General features: G+C 64.3%; 13 protein-coding genes. 8 read left to right on the top strand and 5 right to left on the bottom strand.

Going from position 1 to position 19,138, the window contains the following annotated elements; genetic code table 11:
* Positions 1 to 33 precede the first annotated feature (33 nt).
* Complete coding sequence (locus tag NLM25_RS28730; RefSeq protein WP_254139233.1) at positions 34 to 1,539, top strand: hypothetical protein; 1,506 nt, start codon at positions 34 to 36, stop codon at positions 1,537 to 1,539.
* 4 nt (positions 1,540 to 1,543) lie between these two features.
* On the opposite strand, the gene NLM25_RS28735 is transcribed toward NLM25_RS28730, so the two are convergent.
* Both NLM25_RS28735 and NLM25_RS28740 read right to left on the bottom strand, forming a co-directional pair.
* Positions 1,544 to 2,773, bottom strand: coding sequence for a hypothetical protein (locus NLM25_RS28735; protein WP_254139234.1), 1,230 nt, complete (start codon positions 2,771 to 2,773; stop codon positions 1,544 to 1,546).
* A 71-nt stretch (positions 2,774 to 2,844) separates the two neighbouring features.
* Complete coding sequence (locus NLM25_RS28740; protein WP_254139235.1) at positions 2,845 to 4,203, bottom strand: hypothetical protein; 1,359 nt, start codon at positions 4,201 to 4,203, stop codon at positions 2,845 to 2,847.
* A 331-nt stretch (positions 4,204 to 4,534) separates the two neighbouring features.
* Between NLM25_RS28740 and NLM25_RS28745 the strand changes: the two genes are divergently transcribed.
* Positions 4,535 to 5,737 (top strand): multidrug effflux MFS transporter, encoded by a 1,203-nt coding sequence (locus NLM25_RS28745; protein WP_375167848.1) that lies wholly within the window; start codon positions 4,535 to 4,537, stop codon positions 5,735 to 5,737.
* Between the two features lie 203 nt (positions 5,738 to 5,940).
* Here NLM25_RS28745 and NLM25_RS28750 read toward each other — a convergent pair whose 3' ends face one another.
* The 3 genes from NLM25_RS28750 to NLM25_RS28760 form a co-directional block, all read right to left on the bottom strand.
* The gene (locus tag NLM25_RS28750; protein WP_254139237.1) at positions 5,941 to 7,536 is read right to left on the bottom strand and encodes a glycosyltransferase family 39 protein; all 1,596 of its coding nucleotides are present in this window, start codon (positions 7,534 to 7,536) and stop codon (positions 5,941 to 5,943) included.
* A gap of 220 nt (positions 7,537 to 7,756) precedes the next feature.
* The gene (locus tag NLM25_RS28755; RefSeq protein WP_254139238.1) at positions 7,757 to 9,373 is read right to left on the bottom strand and encodes an ABC transporter substrate-binding protein; all 1,617 of its coding nucleotides are present in this window, start codon (positions 9,371 to 9,373) and stop codon (positions 7,757 to 7,759) included.
* Positions 9,374 to 9,495: 122 nt separating this feature from the next.
* Positions 9,496 to 11,103 (bottom strand): ABC transporter substrate-binding protein, encoded by a 1,608-nt coding sequence (locus NLM25_RS28760; protein WP_254139239.1) that lies wholly within the window; start codon positions 11,101 to 11,103, stop codon positions 9,496 to 9,498.
* Between the two features lie 266 nt (positions 11,104 to 11,369).
* Between NLM25_RS28760 and NLM25_RS28765 the strand changes: the two genes are divergently transcribed.
* From NLM25_RS28765 to NLM25_RS28790, 6 genes are all read left to right on the top strand, one after another.
* Positions 11,370 to 12,500: a M20/M25/M40 family metallo-hydrolase gene (locus tag NLM25_RS28765; RefSeq protein WP_254139240.1), complete on the top strand. Its 1,131-nt coding sequence runs from the start codon at positions 11,370 to 11,372 to the stop codon at positions 12,498 to 12,500.
* 140 nt (positions 12,501 to 12,640) lie between these two features.
* Positions 12,641 to 13,582 (top strand): ABC transporter permease, encoded by a 942-nt coding sequence (locus tag NLM25_RS28770; protein WP_254120876.1) that lies wholly within the window; start codon positions 12,641 to 12,643, stop codon positions 13,580 to 13,582.
* Between the two features lie 21 nt (positions 13,583 to 13,603).
* The gene (locus NLM25_RS28775) at positions 13,604 to 14,491 is read left to right on the top strand and encodes an ABC transporter permease (RefSeq protein ID WP_254120878.1); all 888 of its coding nucleotides are present in this window, start codon (positions 13,604 to 13,606) and stop codon (positions 14,489 to 14,491) included.
* A gap of 14 nt (positions 14,492 to 14,505) precedes the next feature.
* A complete protein-coding gene (locus NLM25_RS28780; RefSeq protein ID WP_254124461.1) occupies positions 14,506 to 16,155 on the top strand; it encodes an ABC transporter ATP-binding protein in 1,650 nt (549 codons plus the stop codon).
* Between the two features lie 299 nt (positions 16,156 to 16,454).
* Positions 16,455 to 17,960: a M81 family metallopeptidase gene (locus NLM25_RS28785; protein WP_254139241.1), complete on the top strand. Its 1,506-nt coding sequence runs from the start codon at positions 16,455 to 16,457 to the stop codon at positions 17,958 to 17,960.
* Positions 17,961 to 17,974: 14 nt separating this feature from the next.
* Complete coding sequence (locus NLM25_RS28790; protein WP_254139242.1) at positions 17,975 to 19,138, top strand: M20 aminoacylase family protein; 1,164 nt, start codon at positions 17,975 to 17,977, stop codon at positions 19,136 to 19,138.

The raw sequence follows: 19,138 nt of genomic DNA on the forward strand, positions 1-19,138 counted from the left end.
CTGGAGCGGCTGGCTGCGATGGTGAGAGCTCCAATGGACGCGCGCGAGAATTGGTCCCGGTCGGGGATTGGCGAAGCGTCCGCGGCGTCGGGACATCGCCTGCACGGCTTCGAAGTCTACGTCTTCCTGATCGCTTTCCTCGGCGTGTTCTATTTGTCGAACGGGCCGCTTCTGCTCGGCCACTACGATCTGGGCTGGCACCTCGCCGCCGGAGACCTGATCAGGGAGCGGGGCGAAGTCCCCTTTCAGGACCCCTGGGCGTTCACCCTGGGCGACAAGCGCTGGTATAATCTGTCGTGGCTTTGGGACGTGATTGCCAGCGTGGTCTTTCAGCACGCGGGCTTCGCCGGCATCGTCCTGATGGTCGTCGCCTCCGGCGCGACCATTGCCGGATACCTCGCCTTCTGCGGCTTGAGCAGCGGCGCATCCGCGCCCGCGGTCTGCATCGCGGTCTTCGCGGCGTGTCTGCTCTATCCCTGCTACGAAGCCTCGCCGAACATGTATCTGGCGGCGTCGCCGAACATCGCGACGATGCTGTTCGCAGTCGTCTTCTACGGCGAATGTTTGCGACGGCGCGCATGGTTCCTGTTGCCGCCGATGATGGTGCTCTGGGTCAATCTGCATGGCGGCTTCATGCTGGCCTTTCCCATCATCGGCGTCTTCTGCGGCGTCGCCCTGCTGCGACGGGACTGGGTGAACTTCCGGAACTACCTCCTCGCGGGCGTCGGGTGTTTCATCGCGATCTTCGTCAATCCGCTCGGATGGCATGTCTATGACGGCGTCAGGGCGACGCTGGGTCATTTCGTCCAGGCCGACATCGGCGAGTGGCGTCCCTACTTCCACAACATGGTCATGCCCGGGAGCATTCCCGGCATCGCCTATGCATTGACGTTCGTCGTGCTCGAGCTGTGGTACCGAAGCTCAACGCGGGTTCCGCCGGAGGCGCGCCTGCTGGCGTGGCTGTTCCTGTTCCTGGGGCTCTATCAGTTCAGGTACGCCGCGTTCTTCTTCATCTTCTCGAGCGTTCCGATGGCGCTCCACATCGACCGGCTGTTGCCCGAACGGCTTGCGAAGTTCGAGGTCCAGCGCGCGATGCTGGCAGCCGGCGTCGTCGGCGTGCTGTTGCTGCCGCTCACGTTCATGCAGGCGAGACCGGCGCTGGCATTGCCCGACATGCTCTCGGAAGACGACGCCAATTATCTCAAGGCGCATGCTGCGCATGCCCGCCTGCTGAACCACTGGAATATCGGCGGGCTCCTGATCTTCCGGACGCAGGGCTCGGTGCCGCTGTTCGTGGACGGCCGCGCGGCGACCGCCTATCCGGACGAGCTGTTGCACGACTATCTCAAGCTGGTTCGATGGGAAATCGACGAGACCACTTGGGACAAGGTGATCAGCAAATACAAGATCGACGCAGTGCTCTGGGTCAGAGGGCACGAGCAGCTGAGGCAGTTCCTCGTCCACGAGAGGGGCTGGAGCGAGCAATATACCGGAGCCTATGTGAGCCTCTACACCAGGCAACCGGCCGCTTCCCGGTAGAGGATCAAGTCTGCTGCGGCGCCAGGCGGCCTGAAGACTCCCGTGGGAGCAGCAGCCAGAAGCAGATCAGCGCGAACGTGAGCTGGCCGAACCCGCCCCTGAACGTGATGCCCGAGATCGATGCCAGGGTCGGGATGGCGACCCCGACCGTCAGCACCGCCGCCATCGTCGCCGCAGGCAGGTTGACGATGAGAACGGCCGCGTAGAGCGCCACTTCGAAGAAGGCATATTCCTTCAGCCTGGGCGCACAGAGATAGATCGCGTACATCGTGAGCACGGTGATGCGCATCGCGGCATCAGGGTGCTCCATGAGCCAGTCGTCGAGCACCCGAAGCCGCAAGCCCCTGCGAGCCGGGCGCTGCGCCTGGATCATGCGCCACACGGAGATCGTGAACGGCGCGAGCACCAGTGCGATCGCGATGACCCCATAGAGCGCGACAACGATTGGCTTGCTGCCGGCGAGCCCAACGCTGTCCGCAAGTGTGAGCGAGAGGAACAGCAGCGACGGATTGACCTCGTTCCCCGGCGCATGCTGTCCGGGAATCTGGCCGAGGATCGCGCTCAGCCAGCTCCTGGACAGATCGGGGTAGAACGCCATCGACGCCAGGATCGGCAGTGCGAACATGCCGGCCGCCACCGCGACCAGAACGAGCTTGCGACGTCGCGGCTGCGGCAGGAAATACAGCGCCGCTAGAACCGGGACGAACACCAGCTTGAACGAGGCGACGAGGCCGAGCACGGCCGCACCGGCGAGCTGCGGCACGTAGCTCGCCGGCCGGGCGGGACGCAGCAGCAGCGCAAGCGATGCGGCCGTCAGCAGCCCGCTCAGGATCGCAAAGTTCCCGGTCGCCACGATCCATTCAAAACCGAGCAGACCTCCGAGCGCGAACACGCCGCGCAGCACGACGTCCCGCGAGGCCGGACGGGTCTTGCCGAGACCCGGCAACAGCAGCGCGCAGAGCAGCGCAAGGACGAGGAAGATCGGCTTGTAATGCGCGACGAGAAAGCCGCCGGCGCAAAGCGGTCGGAAGGCATCGAGGGTAACAGGCAGATAGGGATAGGAGAGCTTGGTGTCCTTCAGGTTCTTGACGAAATAGGGATCGAGCTCCGCGATATGGGCGTCGACCGCTGCGCAGTTCACGCGCGCATCCCAGCCAAATGTGTCGTCCATGCCCATGTCGATGGCGACGGCCGTGGCGACGAGCACCGCCAGGGCCAGGATGAAACGGGTCATCCAGCTCCTCCCCGGCGCTTCGGCGATCAAGGTCCGTTCTGCTCCGGCATCTGCGGACGCGGCGATATCCGTCATGGTTGCGCGAGCTCCATCTCGAGGCGTTTCGGCTCGGCGCGGAAGTCGAGCAGCAGGATCCAGAAGCATATCAGCGCGACGATGAGGAGCATGAAACTGCCCTCGAGCGGCGTTCCGACAAGCGAGATCAGTGCAGGAACAAGGACACCGACGGAGAGAAATGCGGCAAGTGCCAGCGCCGGAAGATCGACGACGAGGATCGCGGCGTAGACCGCGAGCTCGAAGAAGGCATACTCCTTGAGGCGGGGCGAGCTGAGATAGAGCGCAAACATGGCAAGCACCGTGATGCGCATGGCCGCGCGGGGATGTTGCATCAGCCAGCGATCCAGCCGCGTCAAGAACGATCCCCCTTCCCGCGCCGGCTGGCTCGCGACCACGCGCAGGACGGACAAGGCGAACGGCACGAGCACGAGCGCGGACGCCGCGAGCGCATAGGTCGCGAACATCGCCAGCTTGCTGTCACCCAGGCCGGCATGTTCCATCAGGCTCCGCGCCAGCAGCAGCAGCGACGGATTGATCTCCACGAGATCGACGGCGTGCTGGTTGGGGATCTGCCCCGCGATCGCAAGCCGCCAGCTCCCGAACAGATCGGGGTAGAACAGGCTCGATACCAGAATTGGCAATGCGAATGCGAACGTCGCCGCCGCGATCAGCACCAGCTTGCGGCCGCGCGGCAGCGGCAGGAAATAGAGCGCAGCCAGCACCGGAAAAAACACCAGCTTGAACGAGGTCACGAGGCCGAGCAGCGCTGCACCGGCAAGCCGTAAGGGAAAGCTACGGTCGTGCCACGCTCCGGATGCGGGTGGACCAAGCAGGAGCGCCAGCGCGATTGCAGTGAACAGGCCACTCAGGATCGCGAAATTGCCCGACGCCTGCACCCACTCGAACCCGACGAACGCGCCGAGCGCGCAAAGCACCCTCAGCGCAACATCGCGCACGCTCGTGCGCGCTCGGCCGAGAGCGGGCAGCAGAAGCGCGCAGAGCACGGCGAGAGCGAGAAAGATGCCTCTGTAATGATCGACCAGAAAGGTGCCGCCGCACAGCGGACGGAAGACGTCGAGCGTCACCGGCAAATAGGGATAAGAGAGCCTGGTGCCCTTCAGGTTCTTGACGAAATAGGGATCGAGCCCGTCGGCATGCGCATCGACCGCCGCGCAATTGACGCGAACGTCCCAGCCATATTTCACGTCGAGCGCGGCGTCGTTGGCGAGATTGCCGAGCACCAGCAGCGCAATCAGCGCGATCAGGCAGGCAAGCCAGGTGTTCCGCCGCCCAGCCATGCCGGCTGAGGGGCCCACCCATCGTGCTGCATCGGTAGCGTCGGACACCGCGAAATACCTGTCGTCGGGGTTCAATTCCTAAATTTCCTCTGGCGCGCTGCGCGGGCGCCGGTCCGACCACAATGGACAGGATGGGTTGCGGATTCATCTCCCCGAGGCACCGCGCCCGGTCTTATGGTGAATCCCTGGTTGTTGACTGCGGCCCGGGTCCGATGAACCGGCCGCCCGCCTTCGACGCAGCAGCGACCCGCGGCCACTTCACCAATTCTTGTCCGCCCGCCTGCCAGCCATCCCGAAACATGGGTTGTGCGGCGCAGCATAAGCGCTAGAAAAGCCTCAGATTTCAGAGGTGAGCTTCTTGTCCGACGTCAATGCCGACGATTGGGTGTCCTCGGGACACCGCCCCATGGGTTTTCCAGAATTCGTCATCGTGATCGCGTCCATCATGGCGCTGAATCCGCTTGCGATGGACATGATGCTGCCGGCTCTGCCCAATATCGGGGCGGCCTTCAACATTCCCAACGCCAATCATCTTCAGCTCGTGCTGTCGACCTTCCTGATCGGGTTCGGCGCGGGTCAGTTCATCATGGGGCCGCTGTCGGATCGCTTTGGCCGGCGCCCCGTGCTGCTCGGCGGGATGACCGTCTACGCCGTGGCGAGCGTGCTGGCGATTGCCGCGCCGTCGTTCGAGACGCTGCTGCTGGCGCGCGCGTTCCAGGGCTTCGGCACCTCGGCGACGCGCGTCATCGCCACGTCGATCGTGCGCGACTGTTACGTCGGCCGCCGCATGGCGAGCGTGATGTCGCTTGCGATGATGATCTTCATCGCCGTCCCCGTGGTCGCGCCCTCCTTCGGACAGGCGGTGCTGCTGGTGACGCAATGGCGCGGCATCTTCGTCGTGCTGATGCTCTACGGCCTGCTCGCGCTCGCATGGTCCGTACTGCGGCTGCCGGAAACCTTGCCGGAAAGCGAACGCAGGTCGCTCGCGCCGCGTGACGTGCTCGCGGCCTACTGGCAGACCGTGAGCAATCGCCAGACCATCGGCTATGCGGCAGCCGCCGGCAGCGTCATGGGCGCACTGTTCGCCTACGTGTTCTCGGCGCAGCAGGTTTTTGTCGGCATCTATCACCTTGGCCGTTATTTCCCGCTCGCCTTTGCCGCGATCGCGGCCGGCACCGCCATTGCCGGCTTCCTCAACGCAAGGTTTGTCGGGACCCTCGGCATGCGCGTGATCTCGCACGGCGCACTGACGCTCTACACCGCGGTCGCGGGCGTGATGCTGCTGACGGAAAGCCTCGGCATGCTGCCGCTCTCCCTGTTCATGGTGCTCTCGGCCCTGATGATGTTCTCGTTCGGCATGATGGTCGCGAACTTCACTGCGCTCGCCATGGAGCCGCAGGGCCACATCGCCGGCACGGCCTCTTCGCTCTACGGCTCGATCACGACGCTGATCGGCATCGTCGTCGGCATGGCGATCGGGCAGAGTTTCGACGGCACGCTGCTGCCGTTCTCGGTCGGCTTCTTCCTGTCGACGCTGGTGGCGCTGGCGATCGTGCTGGTGGTGGAAAAGGGACGGCTGTTCAAGCCGCATCATCGCGCCATCGCGTGAGGAACATAGCGGCGACTTCGATGTTGTACTGCAGCAATTCGAAAGGCCGCTCTATGGAACCGGAACACCGCGAAGACCAACCTGCCTCGGATCGGCCCGCGACGGAGCCATCAGTGCCGAACACCGACCAGGACGCGTTCACCGCGCCTTTCGCAAGCGAAGGGCTCGAAGGACTGCGCGACAGCAATTGCTGAGTGCAAAGCCTAGTCCATCTTACGTCTGCTTGCGCTGAAATCGTCCGCAGCGCTCTCGGGCGCCGCGCTGTTTCCGCGTGGCGGAACCATCAGCACGACCACGTCCCGCGTGACACCGGCGCGACCCCACAGCGTCGCCTGCACCGTGAACTCATGCTTGACGGAATATCCCGCGCGCCCGGACACCGATTCCATCCATTGATTGCAATGGTCCTGGCCCCGGAAACAGAGCGCGGCCCAGCCGCGGTCCAGCGTCGTCTTGCGCGGCAGGCCCCAGGTGTACTGGTACTCGAGCGGTCGCGCATAATGCGGGTGGTCCGGGCTGTAAAACGCCGTCGCGAAGGCCAGCGAATCATCGCCGCTCACGGCGCTGAGCGGCCTGCCGGTCAGCTCACGCCATTCGCGCGTCAGTTCGTTCGCCGCCTGGGCATAGAAATTCCGGCCCTCTTCGTAACCGTGATTGTTGCGATAGACGGCATGGATCGGCGCGGCGACGAGGACGGCGGCGAGCGCGACGCCGGCCGCAATCGCCGTGAGGTTGACGGTGTAGAAGCGCTCGATCGGATAGCGCGTGCCGCAGACCACGAGAACCGCGAACAGGAACAGCCCCTGCAACGCCCAGAGCGACGGCAGATCCGTGCCCATCGCGAGCGAGGTGATGATCGGCAGCGCGATCGTGCCGATCGCAACATAGAAGAGAAGCCGCAGGCCCGGGCTCATCGCGACGAAATCGGCCGGAAACTGCTTCAGCCGCGTGCCGGCGATGAACACCCACAGCACGGCCGATACGCTCATCGCTGCCGCCAGCCCCAACAGAAAATTCTTGACCTCACCGAGCGAGCTGACGGCGTTTCCGTTGGCGTGGTTCATTGCATAAGTGAAGGTCGAGGCGCCCGTGGTCGCGAGCCAGTAGATATGCGGCGACAGCACCGCGAGCCCGACGACAATCGAAATCCAGGGCGAAGCCGAGGTGAAATAGGCGCGCCGCGCCGGATGCGCCAGCGCGGCAAAAGCAAGACTCGCGACGAGGAAGATCGAATAATACTTGCCGACCATCGCCAGCGCCGTCGTGCATCCCACCGCGACCGCCCACCGCGGGCTGCGGGTCTCGAACGCGCGCAGGAAGCAATAAGTCGCCAGTGGCCAGACCGCGAGCAGCACCGCATTGGCATTGAAGCGCTGGGCGTGGAATTGATAGGCCGGCGTCAGCATCAAAAGCAGCAGCACGAGGATGCGCTTGTGCCCCGTCACGAAGCGCCGCGCGATCAGGTCGACGAAGAACAGCGCAAGCCCCGCATTGGCCATCGCCATCAATTGCAGCGACCAGTCGCTGAGCGGAAAAACCGAGGTCCAGCCGGCCGCAATCCAGCCCATCAGTGGCGGGTGCTTGTGATAGCCCCAGGCGAAATTCCGTCCCAGCGTCCAGGCTTCGAGCGTATCGGGATGCAGGCCGCCGCCGGCATAGGCGATGGCGAGATAGAGCGTCCAGATCGCAACGAAGCACGCGATGAGAAGCGGTGCGGCCCAGCCCGCCTCGACACCATCGAGCCAGCGCAGGAAAGGCCGGCGCCACCCTGCCGGAGCGCGATCGGACCGTTCGGCCATCGCCTGGAATGCAAAATCGATCGGCAAGGGAATCAAAATGAAAGACGGCAAGTGATGTGCGAGCTGCGCACATCTATTTCAGGATAGAAACAAATAGCAACAATTGGAAACTGGAAGGGTTCAAAGCTGACGCGAGGCTGACAAAACGAAAAACGGCGCCGCTGGTGACAGCGGCGCCGATTGATTGACCGGGACTGAAGGCGCGAGGCGCGCCCTCACCTTACTCGGATTTGTCGACGTTCCAGAACACCGGCGTCGCCGGGCCGTCGATCACGCCGGAGAGCGACTTGCGCCAGGCGCTCGGTGCCTGATACTGGCCGAGCGGCATGTAGAGCACCTGATCGTAGGCCTCCTGCTGGATCTCGGCCGCGATCTTCTTCCGCTCGTCGAGCGAGGCGGCACGAACGAAGCCGTCCTTGAGCTGCTCGATCCTGGCGTCCTCCGCCCAGCCGAACCAGCCGCCCTTCTTGCCCTGCCCGCCGACGGCGACGTTGGAGATCGGGTTGTCCACGTCGGCGCTGACCCAGTTTGTGATGAACATGTTCCAGCCGCCCTCCTTCGGGGGCTTCTGGCTGGCGCGCCGGCTAACCACCGTCTGCCAGTCGGTGGCCTGGAGGTCGACCTTGAAACCGGCTTCGCGCAGCTGCTGGGCCACCACGATCGGTTGAGCCTTCAGCAACAGCACGTCGCCCGGCGCCATCAGCACGATGGGTGTCCCGTCGTAACCGGACTCGGCCAGCGCCTTCCTGGCCGCAGCCATGTCGCCCCCCTTCGCCAGGGTCTCACCGCCGACTTCTGTCGCGAACGGCGTGTCGCAGATGAAGGCCGCGGCGCAAGTCTTGTAGTACTTGGGATCGCCGATCAGCGCATCGAGCACGTCCTTCTGTTTGATCGCCAGGAATGCTGCGCGGCGGACCTTGACGTTATCGAAGGGCGGATGAAGGAAGTTCATCCGTGCACCCGTCTGGAATCCGAACTTGTTCAGAATTTCGATTTTGAGCGCCTTGTCGGCTTCGATGGCGGGCAACATCTCGATGGCGGGACTTTCCATGAAATCGATGTCGCCCGACTGAAGCGCGTTCAACGCCGTCTGAGCGTCCGGCATCGTAATCCATTCGACGCGGTCGACCTTCACCACCTTGCCGCCGGCGGTCCAGCTCGACGGCTCCTTGCGCGGCAGGTAATCGGTGTTCTTGACATAGATCGCCTTCACCCCGGGCTGGAATTCAGCCTGCACGAACTTGAAGGGACCGGAGCCGATCTGCTCGGGGATCTGCTTGTCCACCGGTGTCTCGGCGAGACGCTTCGGCATCATGAAAGCGACCCGTGAAGACGGCTTGCCGATCGATTCCAGCACGAGCCCGTACGGCTCCTTCAGCTTCAGCGTGATGGTCTTGGCATCGGTCGCCTCGATGCTCGCGGTGAACAGCATCATCTGCTGCCCCATGCCATCGACAGCGGCCCAGCGCTTCAGCGAGGCAACGCAATCTTCCGCGGTGACCGGCGTACCGTCATGCCACTTCAGGCCGTCGCGCAGCGTGAAGGTGTAGGTCAGCTTGTCGTCGGAGATCTTCCAGTCCGCCATCTGCGGCTGGATCTTGAAGTTCGAATCCGTCGCGATCAGCGTGTCGTAGACCATGTAGCCATGATCGCGCGAGATATAGGCGCTGGTGAAGATCGGATCGAGGATGCGCAGATCCGAATGCATCACCGCGGTAATGGTCTTGCCTGCGGCAAGAACCGGCGAGGCAAGTACCGAAAGCCCCAGGACTGAAAGCGACAAAGCTGAAATTGCAAATGTGGAAACGAACGTCCGGCGCCGCATGAGTTGGAACACTGAAGTTCTCCTGGAACGTTTCTTGAAAATCCTTGGGAAGTTTCTCCTGGCGAGCGGCGCCGCTGATGGCAGCGGCGCCGCGTGATTGATCGGGATAAGAGGTGCAGGAATGCGCCCTCTCCTTACTCCGACTTGTCGACGTTCCAGAACAGCGGCGTTGCCGGGCCGTCGAGCACGCCGCTCAGCGATTTGCGCCAGCCGCTCGGCAGCAGGTACTGCCCGAGCGGAATGTAGATCACCTGCTCATAGGCTTCCTTCTGGATCTCGGCGGCGATCTTCTTCTGCTCGTCGATCGAGGACGCGCGGACGAAGGTGTCCTTGAGCTGCTCGATCTTGGCGTTTTCCGCCCAGCCGAACCAGCCCTTCTTGCCCTGGCCGCCGATCGAGAGATTGGCGATCGGGTTGGAGACGTCGGCCGCGACCCAATTGGTGAAGAACATGTTCCAGCCGCCCTCCTTTGGCGGCTTCTGGCTGGCGCGGCGGCTCACCACCGTCTGCCAATCGGTCGCTTGCAGGTCGACCTTGAAGCCGGCCTCGCGCAGCAACTGGGCCGCGACGATCGGCTGCGCCTTGAGCGTCGTGACGTCGCCGGGCGCCATGACCACCACGGGGGTGCCGTCATAGCCGGATTCGGCGAGCGCCTTCTTGGCTTCCGCCATGCCGTTGCCCTTGACCAGGGTCTCGGCGCCGACCTCGGTCGCGAGCGGCGTATCGCATACGAAGAACGCGCCACAGATCTTCTGATATTTGGCGTTGCCGACGAGCGCGTCGAGAACGTCCTTCTGGTTCATCGCCAGAAACGCCGCACGGCGCACTTTCACGTTGTCGAACGGCGGATAGAGGAAGTTCATCCGGCCGAGCGTCTGGAAGCCGAACTTGTTCGAGACCTCGATCGTGATCTCCTTGTTCGCCTCCAGCAACGGCAGCATGTCGTACGGCAGGTTTTCCATGAAGTCGATGTCGCCCGACTGAAGCGCGTTCACGGCGGTCTGCGAGTCCGGCATGGTGATCCATTCGACGCGGTCGACCTTCGCCACCTTGCCGCCCGAGGTCCAGCTCGCCGGCTCCTTGCGCGGCACGTAATCGGTATTCTTGACGTAGACCGCCTTCACGCCCGGCTGGAATTCCGACTGCACGAACTTGAAGGGACCCGAGCCGATCTGCTCCGGGATCTGCTTGTCCGCCGGCGTCTCGGCGAGACGCTTCGGCATCATGAAGGCCACGCGCGAGGACGGCTTGCCGATCGACTCGAGCACGAGGCCGTAGGGCTCCTTCAGCTTCAGCGTGATGGTCTTGGGGTCGGTCGCCTCGAGGCTGGCTGTGAAGGTCATCATCTGCTGGCCCATGCCGTCGACGGCGGCCCAGCGCTTCAGCGAAGCGACGCAGTCTTCCGCCGTCACCGGCGCACCGTCGTGCCACTTCAGGCCGTCACGCAGCGTGAAGGTGTAAGTGAGCTTGTCGTCGGAGATCTTCCAGTCCGCCATCTGGGGCTGGATCTTGAAGTTCGAATCCGTCGCGATCAGCGTGTCGTAGATCATGTAGCCATGGTCACGCGTGATGTAGGCGGTGGTGAAGATCGGATCGATGATGCGCAGATCCGAATGCATCACCGCGGTGATGGTCTTGCCGGCCGCAAATACCGGCGAGGCCATCGCCGTGGATAGCGCAACGACCGACAGCGCAAGTTTGGAGGCGAACGCGCGACGCCCCCGGCGCATCAAGCTCAACATAAAAACTTCTCCTGACGTGAAACTGTTCAAAGGCAGGTTATTGATTAAGCATCAGGTTCGTTCTTTAGGCGAACTAACCTCATGCAATGCCTTCATCTTTCGAGACTTGCAGACAGCGTTGAGCGCGTCAATCCGGTTTCGCTGCAGCCCCTCGCGGCGCACGCACGGGCTCCACAAAGCTCGGTTTGGCTCTACAACGCTCTCCACCAGTCCTGCCGTGCCGATGCAATGCGCGTTCCATCTTTCGCAGCTTGAGAGACATTCAGATGAATCCAGCCAATCTTCCCTTCGATTCCGAGGCGATGCTCCAGGGCCTGCGCACCTGGGTGGAATGCGAGAGCCCGACCTGGGACGCAAATGCGGTCAACCGCATGCTCGATTTCGCAGCGCGGGATATGGCGATCATGGGTGCGACGATCGAACGCATCGCCGGCCGGCAAGGCTTCGGCGGCGTGATCCGCGCGCGCTTCCCGCATCCGAAGCAGGGGGAGCCGGGCATCCTGATCGCCGGACACATGGATACCGTCCACCCGGTCGGCACCATCGAGAAGCTGAAATGGCGGCGCGAGGGCAACAAGTGCTACGGCCCCGGCATCTACGACATGAAGGGTGGCAACTACCTCTCGCTCGAAGCGATCCGGCAGCTGGCGCGCGCGTCCTTCACCACGCCCCTGCCGATCACCGTGCTGTTCACCCCGGACGAGGAAGTCGGCACCCCCTCGACGCGCGACATCATCGAAGCGGAAGCCGCGCGCAATAAATATGTGCTGGTGCCCGAGCCCGGCCGCGCGGACAACGGCGTCACCACCGGACGTTACGCCATCGCACGCTTCAATCTGGAGGCGACGGGACGGCCGAGCCATGCCGGCGCGACATTGTCGGCGGGACGCTCGGCGATCCGCGAGATGGCGCGGCAGATCCTCGCCATCGACGCGATGACGACGGAGGATTGCACCTTCTCGGTCGGCGTCGTGCATGGCGGACAATGGGTCAATTGCGTTGCAACGACCGCGACCGGCGAGGCGCTGTCCATGGCCAAGCGCCAGGCCGATCTCGACCGCGGCGTCGAGCGGATGCTGGCGCTGTCGGGCACAACCAATGATGTCGCCTTCAAGGTGACGCGTGGCGTCACGCGTCCGGTCTGGGAGCCGGATGCCGGCACCATGGCGCTGTACGAAAAGGCGCGCAGCATCGCAAAATCGCTCGGCGCCGAGCTGCCGCATGCGAGTTCCGGCGGCGGCTCCGACGGCAACTTTACCGGCGCAATGGGAATCCCGACTCTCGACGGCCTGGGCGTGCGTGGAGCCAATGGCCACACGCTTGAAGAGTATATCGAGGTCGAAAGCCTGGTGGAACGCGGCCGCCTGATGGCGGGGCTGCTGGCGACGCTGGAGTGAGGCGAGCCACGTCACCAAAACCAAGGGGGCCGCACTGCAAAATCTGTGGCCCGGATGGCATGGGAATTGCTGAAATGTTAGGCTGATGGCAACCTGTTGAAGGTGTTGCCACGATTTGACTCTAAACTGACGGATCCAACTTGCTCGGATATCTCGTTCGCCGAATTTTCGCCGCCGTGCCCGTAATGGGCGTCGTCGCGCTGTTCGTGTTCCTGCTGCTGCGGCTGACGCCCGGCGATCCCGCCGCGATTCTCGCCGGCGACAACGCCACGCCCGAACGGCTGGAACGCATCCGCGCCTCGCTCGGCCTCAACGAGCCCCTGATCGTGCAGTTCGTCACCTGGGTGAACAAGCTGCTGCACGGCGATCTCGGCACCTCGCTGATCTCCAACCTGCCGGTGATGAAGATGATCGGCCAGCGGGTCGAGCCGTCGATCTCGATCGCGCTGTCGACCATCGTCCTGGCCGTCGTCGTCGCCGTCCCCCTCGGCGTGATCGCGGCGTGGAAGCACGGCACGTGGATCGACCGCTTCGTGATGGGCCTTTCCGTGCTCGGCTTCTCGGTGCCGGTGTTCGTGGTCGGCTATGTCCTGATCGAGATCTTCGCGATCGACCTGCGCTGGGTGCCGGTGCAGGGCTTCCGTAGCATTTCGAACGGTTTTGGCCCGTTCTTCGAACGCATCATCCTGCCGACCTGCGCACTCTCCTTCATCTACATCGCGCTGATCGCGCGCATGACGCGCGCGGCGATGCTCGACGTGCTCGGCGAGGATTACGTCCGCACCGCGCGCGCAAAAGGCATCAATGAGGTCGCGGTGATGATGCGCCATGCGCTGCGCAACGCCGCGGTGCCCGTCATCACCGTGATCGGCACCGGCTTTGCGCTGCTGATCTCCGGCGTCGTCGTCACCGAGAGCGTGTTCAACATCCCGGGCATCGGCCGCCTCACCGTGGACGCCGTGCTGGCGCGCGACTATCCGGTGATCCAGGCGATGATCCTGCTGACGTCGCTGATCTATGTCGTCGTCAATCTCCTGATCGACGTCGCTTATACGCTGCTCGATCCCCGGATCCGGTACTAGGGCTAAGGATTAAGAACACCCATGTCGGTCGATACCCTTCCCCAGTCCTCCATTCCGATTACGTCGCCACTGCGGCCGCGCTTCGGATTCCTGACCTCGACGCCGATCATCGCGGCGGCCACGGTCCTGCTCACCTTGATCGTGCTGGTCTCGATCCTGGCGCCGCTGATCGCGCCGCACGACCCCGTCCAGCTTGCGCCCTCGCAGCGGCTGAAGCCGGCCTCGGCGCAGTTCCTGCTCGGCACCGACGCCTATGGCCGTGACCTGTTGTCGCGCGTCATCTATGGCGGCCGCATCTCGCTCCTGATCGGCATCGGCTCGGCGATCCTGTCGATCGTCATCGGCCTTGCGATCGGCCTCGTCTCCGGCTTCTTCAAGCTGGTCGATGCGGTCCTGATGCGCGTCATGGACGGCCTGATGGCGATGCCGAGCATCCTGCTCGCGATTGCCGTGGTCTCGCTGTCCGGCGCCAGCATCTGGACCGTGCTGGTCGCGATCACCATCCCGGAAATTCCGCGCGTGGCGCGCCTGGTGCGTTCGGTGGTGCTATCCGCGCGCGAAGAGCCTTACGTCGAGGCGGCGATCTCGGTCGGCTCGTCGCTGCCGAAGATCATGTGGCGGCATTTGATGCCGAACACGATCGCGCCGCTGATCGTCCAGGGCACCTATGTCTGCGCGTCTGCGATCCTCACCGAGGCCATCCTGTCCTTCCTCGGCGCCGGCATCTCGCCGGAGACGCCGACCTGGGGCAACATCATGGCCGAGGGCCGCCAGTATTTTCAGCTCAAGCCGATGCTGATCTTCTGGCCGGGCCTGCTGCTCTCGATCGCCATCCTCAGCATCAACCTGATCGGCGACGCTGCCCGCGACGCCCTCGATCCCCGCATGAAGCAGCGGGAAGGCAAATAATGACCGATCAAGTGATGACTAACACCATTCTCGACATCAACAACCTCGTCGTGTCCGTCGGCAAGAAGCCGAAGGCCGCGAACATCATCGACGGCATCTCGATCCAGGTGCGCGAGCGCGAGACGCTGTGTCTCGTCGGCGAAAGCGGCTCGGGCAAGTCGGTGACCTCGCTCACCACGATGGGCCTCTTGCCGAAGGGCACGCTGGTGCCCACCGGCGGCAGCGTCAAGCTGGTCGGCGAGGAGATCCTCACCGCGACCGATCGCCGCCTGCGCCAGCTTCGCGCGACGCAGATGGCGATGATCTTCCAGGAGCCGATGACCGCGCTCAATCCGGTGGTGCCGGTCGGCCGCCAGATCGACGAAGTCCTGCGCGCCCATACCAAGCTCGACGCCAGGGCGCGGAGAAAGCGCATCCTCGACATGATGGAACAGGTCCACCTGCCCCAGGTCGAACGCATCTTCGCCTCCTACCCGCATCGCCTCTCCGGCGGCCAGCGCCAGCGCATCATGATCGCGATGGCCCTCGTGCTCGAGCCGAAGCTGCTGATCGCGGACGAGCCGACCACCGCGCTCGACGTCACCACGCAGAAGCAGATCCTGTCCCTGATCCGCGAGCTCCAACGCGATCACGGCACCGCCGTGCTGTTCATCACCCATGACATGGGCGTGGTGGCCGAGATCGCCGACCGTGTCGCCGTCATGCGGCAGGGCCGGCTGGTCGAGACCGGTCCGCTCGAAACGGTGCTGCGCAATCCGACCATGGAGTACACCCGCAATTTGCTGGCGTCGGTGCCGAGCCTGGTGCCCCGCGCTCCGCGTGAGGAAAGCAAGGAACCGGTGGTGCTGGAGGCCAACGACCTCAGCAAGGTCTATAAGGAGCGCGCGTTCTTCGGCAAAGGCCGCGAGGTCGTCGCCGCCGACAAGGTCACGCTGACGCTGCGCAAGGGCCGCACGCTCGGCATCGTCGGCGAGAGCGGCTCGGGCAAGTCGACGGTGGCACGCTGCATCGTGCGCCTGATCGATCCGACCTCCGGCGGCGTGCGCCTTGCCGGCCGCGAGATCGCCGACATCTCGCGCCGCCTGCTCCAGCCGCACCGGCAGAAGATCCAGATCGTGTTCCAGGATCCTTACCGCTCGCTCAACCCGCGCATCACGGTCGGCGAGAGCATCGCTGAAGGTCCGATCAACTACGGCACACCGCATGCCGAGGCGATGAAGCGGGCGCGCGAGCTGCTCGAGCTGGTCGGCCTGCCGGCCGACGCGGTGTCGCGCTATCCGCACCAGTTCTCCGGCGGCCAGCGCCAGCGCATCGCCATTGCGCGTGCGCTCGCGCTCGACCCCGACGTGCTGGTCGCGGATGAAGCGGTCTCGGCACTCGACGTCTCGGTGCAGGCGCAGGTGCTGGAACTGCTCGACGAGATCCAGAAGCGGCTCGGCATCGCGATCCTGTTCATCACCCACGATCTGCGTGTCGCAGCGCAAATCTGCGACGAGGTCGTGGTGATGCAGCACGGCCGCGTCGTCGAACAGGGTCCGGCCGCCGAAGTCCTGACGCATCCGAAGGAGGCCTACACCAAGGCGCTTTTGGATGCGGCTCCGGGGCGTAACTGGGACTTTGCGAACTTCCGGCCGGTGTCGGAGGGCGTGGCGGCCACGGCGTAACGACATCCTCCGCTGTCGTCCCCGCGAACGCGGGGACCCATACCGCGGAATCTATCGATAGCGCGTGGTACGAGTCCCGAGCGACCAATCTTCGCCAAACTCCTCCCCGGGGTTATGGGTCCCCGCGTTCGCGGGGACGACACCGAGAGCGTGGTTGGCGGAGCGCTCACTACACCCACCGCATCCGCAGCATTCCCAAAACAGCTTGAGCCTATGCACGGCGCGATTGCTTCCCGGCTTGCTCTCGCCGCAAGCACAGGGCTAACGTCGCGCACTTTCAATCGCCTGGACTTGAGTTGATGACACGTATCGCCGTCGGCGGCTTCCTGCACGAGACCAACACCTTCGCTCCCACGAAGGCGACATTTGCGGACTTCCAGCATGGCGGCGGCTGGCCGGCGATGACTGAAGGTGCCGACGTGCTGAAGGTGATGCGCCGCATCAATGTCGGCCTCGCCGGCTTCGTCGACAGCGCCGAAGCCAACGGCTGGGAACTCATTCCGACCATCGCCTGCGGTGCGAGCCCGTCGGCGCACGTGACCAAAGATGCCTTCGAGCGCATCGTGAAGGTCATGGTCGACGGCATCGCAGCCGCCGGCCCGCTCGATGCGGTCTATCTCGATCTGCATGGTGCGATGGTGACCGAGCATCTCGACGATGGCGAAGGCGAGATTTTGGCGCGCGTGCGCCGCGTCATCGGCAAGGACGTTCCACTGGTTGCGAGCCTCGACCTGCACGCCAACGTCACGCCGGAGATGATGGAACAGGCGGACGCGCTGATCGCCTACCGCACCTACCCCCACGTCGACATGGCCGAGACCGGCCGCGCCTCCGCAAGGCACCTCGCTTTGCTTCTGAAGACCAGGCAGCGTTTCGCGAAGTCGTTCCGCCAATTGCCGTTCCTGATCGCAATCAGCTGGCAATGCACCAACGACTATCCCACCAAGGGCATCTACGAGAAGCTCGCCGCGCTGGAGAGCGACGCGGTTCCGACGCTGTCCTTTGCGCCCGGTTTCCCCGCCGCCGATTTCCGCGATTGCGGGCCGAGCGTGTTCGCCTATGGCAAGACGCAAGCCGATGCCGACCGCGCGGCCGATGCGATCGTCAAGCTGATCGAAAGCCATGAAGACGATTTCGACGGCAAGATCTGGACGCCCGACGACGGCGTGCGCCATGCGATGGAACTTTCGAAGAGCGCGAGCAAGCCGATCATCATCGCCGACACCCAGGACAATCCCGGCGCCGGCGGCGATTCCGACACCACCGGCATGCTGCGCGCGCTGGTGCGCAACAAGGCGAGCGCCGCGACCGGCGCGATCTACGATCCGGTGTCGGCTAAGGCCGCGCATGCGGCCGGCGTCGGTGCCACCGTGACGCTGTCGCTCGGCGGCAAGTCCGGCATTCCCGGCGACGAGCCCTATCGCGAGACGTTCGTCGTCGAAAAGCTCTCCGACGGCCGCTTCATCGCGCCGGGCCCCTATTATGGCGGCCGCGAGATGGAGATGGGCCCCTCCGCCTGCCTGCGCATCGGCGACGTCCGCGTGGTCGTGAGCTCGCACAAGGCCCAGCTCGCCGATCAAGCGATGTATCGCTATGTCGGCATCGAGCCGACCGCGCAGAAGATCCTGGTCAACAAGAGCTCGGTGCACTTCCGCGCCGATTTCGAGCCGATCGCGGAAAAGCTGATGATCTGCGCCGCGCCGGGCGCGATGCCGGCCGACACCGCCACCCTGCCCTGGACGCGCCTGCGGCCGGGCATCCGCATCAAGCCGAACGGCCCCGTTTTCAATCCCCCTTCACGCTAACCGGACAGGAACACATGCCCACGATCGAGCGCATCGACGGCTACGCCGACGAACTCACCGCCATCCGCCGCGACCTCCACGCCCATCCCGAGATCGGTTTCGAGGAAGTGCGCACCTCCGGCATCGTCGCCGACAAGCTGAAGAGCTGGGGCATCGAGGTGCATCGCGGTCTCGGCGGCACCGGCGTGATCGGCGTCATCAAGGGCAAGGGTACGAGCGGCAAGCGCATCGGGCTGCGCGCCGACATGGACGCGCTGCCGATGGAAGAGAACACCAATCTCAAATGGAGCTCGAAAATCCCCGGCCGCTTCCACGGCTGCGGCCATGACGGCCACACCACCATGCTGCTCGGCACCGCGCGCTACCTCGCCGAGACCAAGAACTTCGACGGCACCGTGCATCTGATCTTCCAGCCGGCCGAGGAAGGCCTCGGCGGCGCCCGGGCGATGATCAAGGACGGGCTGTTCGAGAAATTTCCCTGCGACGAGCTCTACGGCCTGCACAACGCGCCCGACCTCAACCACGGCGAGATCGCGATCCTGCCCGGCCCTGCGATGGCCAGCGCCGACTTCTTCGACCTCCGCATCACCGGCTACGGCGCGCACGGCGCGATGCCCGAGCGTTCCAAGGACGCGGTGATCATCGCGACAACGCTGGCGCAGGCGATCCAGACCATCGTCAGCCGCAACGTCGAGCCGCTCCAGGCCGCCGTCATCTCGATCACCCAGATCCATGCCGGCTCCGCCTACAACGTCATCCCCGGCGACGCGCATCTCTGCGGCACCATCCGCACCTTCTCGAAGGAAGTCCGCACCCTGATCAGCGAACGCATCCGCACGATCTGCGCCGGCATCGCGAGCGCCTATCAGTGCGTGATCGACGTCGACATCCGCGACACCTTCAACGTGCTGGTCAACCAGGTCGAGCAGTCCAAGGTGGTCGAGGACGTCGCGCGCACCATCGTCGATCCCGCCAAGGTGATCACCCGCGCCCAGCCGAAGATGGGCAGCGAGGACTTCGCCGACATGCTGGAGACCATTCCCGGCGCCTATTTCTGGGTCGGCCATGACGGCTCCGTGCCCGTGCACAATCCCGGCTTCGTGCTCGACGACAAGATCCTGCCGATCGGCGCCAGCATGTTCGCCCGGATCATCGAAACGCGCATGCCGGTGGGCTAG

This window comes from Bradyrhizobium sp. CCGB01 (assembly GCF_024199795.1).
In the GTDB taxonomy this organism is placed as follows: Bacteria; Pseudomonadota; Alphaproteobacteria; order Rhizobiales; family Xanthobacteraceae; genus Bradyrhizobium.

Excerpts from the sequence above, each read along its gene's own strand:
- NLM25_RS28775 (WP_254120878.1), top strand. The coding sequence starts at position 13,604 with ATGTCGGTCGATACCCTTCCCCAGTCCTCCATTCCGATTACGTCGCCA.
- NLM25_RS28760 (WP_254139239.1), bottom strand. The coding sequence starts at position 11,103 with ATGTTGAGCTTGATGCGCCGGGGGCGTCGCGCGTTCGCCTCCAAACTT.
- NLM25_RS28765 (WP_254139240.1), top strand. The coding sequence starts at position 11,370 with ATGAATCCAGCCAATCTTCCCTTCGATTCCGAGGCGATGCTCCAGGGC.
- NLM25_RS28780 (WP_254124461.1), top strand. The coding sequence starts at position 14,506 with ATGACTAACACCATTCTCGACATCAACAACCTCGTCGTGTCCGTCGGC.
- NLM25_RS28735 (WP_254139234.1), bottom strand. The coding sequence starts at position 2,773 with ATGACCCGTTTCATCCTGGCCCTGGCGGTGCTCGTCGCCACGGCCGTC.
- NLM25_RS28790 (WP_254139242.1), top strand. The coding sequence starts at position 17,975 with ATGCCCACGATCGAGCGCATCGACGGCTACGCCGACGAACTCACCGCC.
- NLM25_RS28730 (WP_254139233.1), top strand. The coding sequence starts at position 34 with ATGGACGCGCGCGAGAATTGGTCCCGGTCGGGGATTGGCGAAGCGTCC.
- NLM25_RS28745 (WP_375167848.1), top strand. The coding sequence starts at position 4,535 with ATGGGTTTTCCAGAATTCGTCATCGTGATCGCGTCCATCATGGCGCTG.
- NLM25_RS28750 (WP_254139237.1), bottom strand. The coding sequence starts at position 7,536 with ATGGCCGAACGGTCCGATCGCGCTCCGGCAGGGTGGCGCCGGCCTTTC.
- NLM25_RS28785 (WP_254139241.1), top strand. The coding sequence starts at position 16,455 with ATGACACGTATCGCCGTCGGCGGCTTCCTGCACGAGACCAACACCTTC.